The organism is Planomonospora algeriensis, assembly GCF_977012225.1.
In genome coordinates this window covers 1-3,819 of the sequence record NZ_CDRNDK010000540.1, presented here as the reverse complement: position 1 = coordinate 3,819, position 3,819 = coordinate 1, and the positions used below count along the sequence as shown (strand labels likewise).

Genomic DNA, 3,819 nt, shown 5'->3' with positions numbered 1-3,819 from the left:
CGGCGGTCAGGTCGGCGTTGATCGCCGCCCCGGCGCGCACGCCCGCGGCGGCGGCCGCGACGACCGTGTCCGTCGGGGTGGTGACCGTTCGCCGCCACCCACCACCCCGGGCACCCCGCGTCGCCCCGGACGGGTCGGCGTCGACGCGGCTGCCGATCACCTGCCCGGCCATCTCCGCGTCGACGGGTTCGAGGCCCAGCCCCGCCAGGACGCCGCCGCGGGCGGCCAGGCGGGCGGCGGTCACCACCGCCAGGCACGGGACCACCCGGCCGTCGGCCAGGGCCACGCCGGTGAGCCGGTCGGCGGTCAGCTCCAGCCCGGTCACCTTCCCGTCCACCACGGTGACGCCGCGGGCGGCCAGCTGCTCGTGCTCCTCGGCGGTGAACCCCGGCGCGGTGTGCCGGAACAGGGTCACGTCCGCGCTCCACTGCCGCCACATCAGCGCCTGGTGGACCGCGAGCGGCCCGGTGGCGATGACACCGATCGCCTGGTCGCGCACCTCCCAGCCGTGGCAGTACGGGCAGTGCAGCACCTCGCGCCCCCACCGCTCGGCCAGGCCGGGCACGTCCGGCAGTTCGTCGACCAGGCCGGTGGTCACCAGCAGCCGGTCGGCCGCGACCGAGGACCCGTCCTCCAGGACCACCCGGAAGCCCCCGTCCACCAGCCGCTCGGCGGTCACCGCGGTGCCCTCGGCGATCTCACCGCCGTAACCGGCCACCTCCCGGCGGCCCGCGGCCAGCAGCTCCGCGGGCGGTAGGCCCTCATGCCCCAGGTAGGTGTGGACGCCCTCCGCCGGGGCGTTGCGCGGGCTGCCCGAGTCGACGACCAGCACCGACCTGCGCGCCCTGGCCAGGTCAGCGCCCCGCTCAGCCCGGCGGCCCCGCCGCCCACCACCACGACCTCGTAGCGCCGCCGTCCACTGCGGGCGACGCCGTCTCCGACCCGCTCTGTTCTCTCGCTCATCAGAGCACCTCCGTTCACCGGAGAGCATCCGCCCGCGCACCGCCGTACGGCAAACATTGTTGCCATTACGGCAAAAAAGCGGGCCGACGGCGGCGCCGGACCCGGCCCGCGGACGGCCCATGGACGGCCGGGGGACGGCCGGGGGAGGTCAGGAGCCCGTGAGGATGACGAGCCGCCCGGTCGCCCGGGTCATCGCGACATAGCGGTCGACCGCTCCTTCGACGCCCTCGCCGAACCGCTCCGGGTCGACGAGGACGACCAGGTCGAACTCGAGCCCCTTGGCCAGCTCCGGGGTCAGCGACCGGACGCGCTCCGTCGCCTGGAACGCGGGATCGCCGATGACGCAGGCGATCCCCTCCGCATGCGCGGCGAGCCAGGCGTCGAGGACCGCGTCCAGCTCCGAAGCGGACCCGTGCACGACGGGGACGCCGCCGCTGCGGATGGAGGTCGGCACGTTGGCGTCCGGGAGCACGGCCCGGATGACCGGCTCGGCCTCCGCCATGACCTCCTCCGGCGTCCGGTAGTTGACGCTCAGAGAGGCCAGGTCGATCCGGTCGAACCCGACCCGCTCCAGCCGTTCCCGCCACGACTCGGTGAACCCGCGCCTGGCCTGGGCGCGGTCCCCGACGATGGTGAAGCTCCGCGACGGGCAGCGCAGCAGCAGCATCTGCCACTCCGCGTCGGTCAGTTCCTGGGCCTCGTCCACGACGATGTGCGCGAACGGGCCGGCGAGGCGGTCCGGTTCGGCGCCGGGCCGCCCGCTCTCCTCGGCCAGGACGTTCCGCATGTCCGCCTCCTCGGCCAGGACGTGCTGCATGTCCGCTCCGCGGAGCATCGACATCACGAGCATCTCGGAGTCGTCGGCCTCGATCAGATCGTCGACGACCTGCGCCATGCGCTCGCGCCGGGCGGCGACGGCGGCCTCATGGCGGCGCCTGCGCCGCGACGCCTCCGGGTCGCCGAGCCGCTGCCGCGCCGCGTCCAGCAACGGCAGGTCGGACACCGTCCAGGCCTGGGCGTCCGCGCGCTGCAGCTTCCGGACCTCGTCGGGGCCGAGCCAGGGAGCGCACATCCTCAGGTAGGCGGGCACCGACCACAGGTCGCCGACGAGGTCGGCCGCCTCGATCAGCGGCCACGCGCGGTTGACGACCGCCAGCAGCTCCCTGTTCCGCAGCAGCGACCCGCGCAGCAGGTCGGCCGGGACGTCGTCGCCGTGCTTGTCCGCCAGGATCGTGAGCAGCTCCTCCCAGATCCGGTCGCGCGCCTCGTTGTGCGGAGTGCCGGGTTCCGGCGCCTCGAACGCCTCGGCCCAGTCGTCGGCGCTCAGCCGGACGTCGGCCCAGTGGGTCGTGACCGTCATCCCCTCGGTGGGCGGGTTCTCGTAGAACCTGACGGCCGGCTCGATCGCCTTGACCAGGTCCGCGGACGACTTCAGGCGGGCCACGTCCGGGTCGGCCTCGATCGCCGCCGCGGCTCCCTCGGCGACGAGGTCCCGCAGGGTGCAGGTCCGCACGCCCTCCTCCCCGAGGCTGGGCAGGACGTCGGAGACGTAGGCCAGGTAGGGCTGGTGCGGGCCGACGAACAGCACGCCGCCCCGGCGGTGGCCGAGGCGGGGGTCGGAGTAGAGCAGGTAGGCGGAGCGGTGCAGGGCGACGACGGTCTTGCCCGTGCCCGGACCGCCGTCGACGACGAGGGCGCCGCGGGATCCCGCGCGGATGACGGCGTCCTGGTCGGCCTGGATGGTGGCGAGCACGTCCCGCATCCGCGCCGACCGGCTGCCGCCCAGGCCGGCGATGAAGGCGGACTGGTCGTCGAGCGCGGCGTGCCCTTCGAGCCCTTCCGGGGTGAACACCTCGTCCCAGTAGTCGCTGATCCGGCCGCGGGTCCAGCGGTACCGGCGGCGGCTCGCCAGGCCCATCGGGTCGGCGTGGGTGGCTCCGAAGAACGGCTCGGCCGCGGGGGAGCGCCAGTCGAGCAGCAGCCGGCGGCCCGCGCCGTCGGTCAGGCCCAGCCGTCCGACGTACACGGGCTCGGGGTCGTCCGCGCCGACCATGCGCCCCAGGCACAGGTCCAGGCCGAAGCGGCGCAGTGTGCGCAGGCGGGCGGTCAGCCGGTGGATCTCCATGTCCCGGTCCAGCGCCTGCCGGCCTGCGCCGCCGGGCGCCCTGCGCTCGGCGGCGAGGCGGTCGGACAGCTCGGCGACCGACCGCTCGAGGCTCTCCGCGACGGCCGCGAAGTGCCGCTCGTCCTCGGCGATCAGCGCCGGGGCTGCCTTGGCGGAGAGATGGCCGGGAAGGGCGAAAGCGCTGCCGGTCAGGGGGCCCGCGGCATCGGCTCCGCTCAGGGGTCCCCCTGCCGCTCCGACGTCTCCCTGTCCATGCGCCGATGACGAAACACGCACTCCGTACCCCCGTTTTCGCAGGTCCTGGTATCGGCCGCCCATTGTGCGGCACGACCGGGGCCTTGCCGCAAGCCCCCCGGTGCGCTATAGGTTGAGAGTGGAGAGGAGTGGATGCTCCCCCCTCCCCGCCTCGCCCGCTCCGGACGGACCGTCGCCCGCTCTGGACTGATCGTGCGGCCGAACGGACCGGCCCCTCGCGAACGCCGTCCGCACGCGCGGTCCGGATCCGGCCCCGGATCCCACCGTCCGTACCGGCCCGCACACGGTGTGTTCACCGCGATGCCGCCAATCCCTCATGTCAAGGCACGGATGTGCCGATGGAAGTTCGCATTTCCGACAGACATGGCGGTGAGAGGAGGCAGTGGCGATGAGGGAGCCGTTCCTGGCCCTGCTCTTCATACTGTCGGCGGTGGTGGCCTCCGCCGTGGCGGTGGTCGGCTGGCGGCGGAGGCGCG

At 74.4% G+C, this 3,819-nt stretch carries 2 protein-coding genes; both read right to left on the bottom strand.

Annotated features, from left to right (window positions below):
• On the bottom strand, positions 1–832 hold an 832-nt coding region (locus tag ACWJ6R_RS32020), incomplete at its 3' end, for an NAD(P)/FAD-dependent oxidoreductase (protein WP_449065798.1).
• Positions 833–1,111: 279 nt separating this feature from the next.
• A complete protein-coding gene (gene helR, locus ACWJ6R_RS32015; protein WP_449065799.1) occupies positions 1,112–3,307 on the bottom strand; it encodes an RNA polymerase recycling motor ATPase HelR in 2,196 nt (731 codons plus the stop codon).
• Positions 3,308–3,819: the final 512 nt, after the last annotated feature.